Source organism: Streptomyces sp. 13-12-16, from assembly GCF_002114215.1.
Classification (GTDB): domain Bacteria; phylum Actinomycetota; class Actinomycetes; order Streptomycetales; family Streptomycetaceae; genus Streptomyces.
Genome location: NZ_NCTE01000401.1, coordinates 1 through 2,883, shown reverse-complemented (window position 1 = coordinate 2,883; position 2,883 = coordinate 1). Strand labels below are relative to the sequence as shown.

5 protein-coding genes are annotated in these 2,883 nt (G+C 74.5%); 3 read left to right on the top strand and 2 right to left on the bottom strand.

Going from position 1 to position 2,883, the window contains the following annotated elements:
- Positions 1-824: acyl-CoA dehydrogenase family protein (locus tag B7767_RS16385; protein ID WP_179167168.1), on the top strand; the 824-nt coding region annotated here is incomplete at its 5' end.
- A complete protein-coding gene (locus tag B7767_RS16380; RefSeq protein ID WP_085572837.1) occupies positions 821-1,219 on the top strand; it encodes a RidA family protein in 399 nt (132 codons plus the stop codon). The genes B7767_RS16385 and B7767_RS16380, both read left to right, overlap by 4 nt.
- 15 nt (positions 1,220-1,234) lie before the next feature.
- On the opposite strand, the gene B7767_RS16375 is transcribed toward B7767_RS16380, so the two are convergent.
- Entirely contained in the window at positions 1,235-1,444 is a 210-nt protein-coding gene (locus tag B7767_RS16375) for a DUF5999 family protein (RefSeq protein WP_085572836.1), read from the bottom strand.
- A gap of 234 nt (positions 1,445-1,678) precedes the next feature.
- Between B7767_RS16375 and B7767_RS16370 the strand changes: the two genes are divergently transcribed.
- Positions 1,679-2,122 carry a DUF6299 family protein gene (locus B7767_RS16370; RefSeq protein WP_085572835.1) on the top strand — a complete coding sequence of 148 codons (444 nt, stop codon included), beginning with the start codon at positions 1,679-1,681 and terminating at the stop codon, positions 2,120-2,122.
- Between the two features lie 15 nt (positions 2,123-2,137).
- Here B7767_RS16370 and B7767_RS16365 read toward each other — a convergent pair.
- Positions 2,138-2,883 (bottom strand): CdaR family transcriptional regulator (locus B7767_RS16365; protein WP_085572834.1); only part of this gene is annotated, 746 nt, incomplete at its 5' end.

Sequence of the window (2,883 nt, the reverse complement as noted above, 5' to 3'; positions counted from 1 at the left end):
GCCCGGCACCGGACGTCTCCGCGCGGGGCGGCGGGCGCGTCTCCGCACGGGGCGCGGCGACGGACGCCACCCCGGTTCCGGCGTCCCCGGCCGCGCACCCCGACGGCCGCTCCGGCTGGCGGCTCACCGGGGAGAAGTGCTGGATCTCCAACGCCCCAGGGGCCGACTTCTACACCGTCTTCGCCCGGACCACCCCCGGCGCCGGCGCGCGCGGTGTGACCGCCTTCCTGGTGCCCGCCGACCGGCCCGGACTCACCGGGTCCGCCCTCGACATGCTCTCCCCGCACCCCATCGGCGCCCTCCGCTTCGACGCCGTACCGGTGACCGCCGACGACGTGCTCGGCGAGGTCGACCAGGGGTTCCGGGTCGCCATGGACACCCTCAACCTGTTCCGCCCCAGCGTCGGCGCCTTCGCGGTCGGCATGGCCCAGGCCGCCCTGGACGCGACCCTCGCCCACACCGCCCGGCGGGACGCGTTCGGCGGCAAGCTGAAGGACCTCCAGTCCGTCGCCCACCAGGTCGCCGAGATGGCGCTGCGCACGGAGTCCGCCCGGCTCATGGTGTACGCGGCGGCGACGGCGTACGACGAGGGCGCCGACGGCGTCCCCGGGCGCGCCGCGATGGCGAAGCTGCTGGCCACCGAGACCGCGCAGTACGTCGTCGACCGGGCCGTCCAGCTGCACGGGGCCCGCGCCCTGCAACGCGGTCACCTGCTCGAACACCTCTACCGGGAGGTCCGCGCACCCCGCGTCTACGAGGGGGCGAGCGAAGTGCAACGGGGCATCATCGCCAAGGAGTTGTACAGGAACCTGGAGGACCGGTGACCACCGAGCGCGTCAACCCGCCCGAGCTCTCCCCGCCGGCCGGTTTCTCGCACGCCGTCGTCGCCACCGGCTCCCGGCTGGTGTTCCTGGCCGGCCAGACCGCCCTGGACGCCGACGGCAAGGTGGCCGGCGACACCCTGCCCGAACAGTTCACGCGGGCCCTCACCAACCTCCTCACCGCCCTGCGCGCGGCCGGCGGCACCCCCGCCGACCTGGCCCGCGTCACCGTCTACGCCACCGACGTGGCCGCGTACCGCACCCACGCCCGCGAACTCGGCCGCATCTGGCGGGAGCTGGCCGGCCGGGACTACCCGGCGATGGCGGTCGTGGAAGTGGCCCGTCTGTGGGACGAACGGGCCCTGGTGGAGCTCGACGGCTTCGCCCTGCTGCCCTGAGAGGGGCGGACCGGCTCAGACGGCGACCGCGAGCCGGTCGGCGGGCACCCGGTGCGGGGCGACCACCCGGCCGTCGGGGAGCAGCTCGCCGGTGTCGTCGAAGACGATCGCACCGTCGCACAGCAGGCTCCAGCCCTGCTCGGGGTGGGCGGCCACCACATGTGCGGCCACCACATGCGCGGCAGTTTCATGGGGCTGAGGGCAGGAAGACCGGTGGGCACACATGGCGCACCTCCACATCGGTGGAACGATCCGAACGGACCGTATGCACAGACCATGCCCGGACCGCGCAGGCGCCGGAACCGGCCGCCGGGAAACGTGACAGCCCCCGGACAATCCCGGGACGGTTCCCCGACGGCCGGGGCCGACTCGCCACCGAAGGGGTGACGATGACCGGCCCCGGGCCCTGTGCCGGGTACTGGTGGAATCCCTCATCACGCTCGTTCCGGGAGGTTCCCCATGCCCGTACGTCCCGCCCTCGGCGTCGCGGCCGGTTCCGCGCTGCTGCTGCTCGGCTTCGCCGCGGCGGCTCCCGCGCCCGCGTCGGCCGCCCCCGCCGCCCCCTCGGAGTCCGTGACGGTGGACAAGGAGGGCCGGATGGCCGACGGGTCCGTCACCCTCTCCGGTACCTACCGCTGCCTCGGCGGCGACGGGCCGGTCTTCGTCAGCTCCTCGGTCAAGCGGCCCTCGTCCGACGTCCACTACTCCGTCGGCGGCACCCGCGCGGTCTGCGACGGCGAGGAGCACCGCTGGGAGAACACCGGAACCGTGCCCGCGGGCGCCCTCGAGGCGGGCCGGGCCCGCGTCGAGGCGACCCTCATGGAGCTGCGTCCCGGCGGCATCCTCCTGGTGCCCGTCGTCCACGCGGTCGGGCACCGGGACATCACCCTGGTCGAGGGCTGACCCGGGCCCGGACGCTCACAGCTCGCCGGCCGGCCAGTCCAGCAGACGTGCCCCGATCACCGCCGTCTGGAGCATGTAGCGGTGGGACGCGTCCGACGGGTTGGCGCCGGTGAGCTTGTGGATGCGCTCCAGGCGGTACGTCAGCGCGCGCACGCTGAGCGAGAGCCGCCGGGCCGCCTCCGCGGCGACACAGCCGGAGTCGAAGTACGCGGTGAGCGTGTCCAGGAGGGGCACGGCACCGCCGCGGGCCGTGGTCAGCGGCCCCAGGGTGTTGCGCACCAGGTCGGCCATGGCCTGGCGGTCGCGGGCCAGCACGGGGTAGACGAGCAGGTCGGCGGCGCGCAGCACCGGGTCGTCGAACCCCAGCCGCTCGGCTATCTCCAGTGAGCTCAGGGCCTCCTCGTAGGACTGGACGACACCGCCCGGCCCGGACTGCGGGCGTCCGATGGCGACCTGCCCGCCGTCGGTGGCGGCGTACGCCTGCTTCGCGAAGTACGTGAGTACGTCCTCCTGGTGTCCGGGCGCGATGCACAGCAGCCGCCCGTCCTTGGTGGTGAGCAGGATGCTGCGGTCACCGAACCGGGAGATCAGGGCGCGCTCCACCTGCCGCGGCACCGGGTCGCCGTCGTCGTAGGCGACCGCGCCCCGGGCGACCGCGACCGCGTGCGCGTGGGACAGCCGCAGCCCGAAGCGCTCGGCACGCTCCGCCAGCCGTCCCAGATCGCTGCGGCCGTAGAGCAGGTCGTCGATGAACTCCCGCC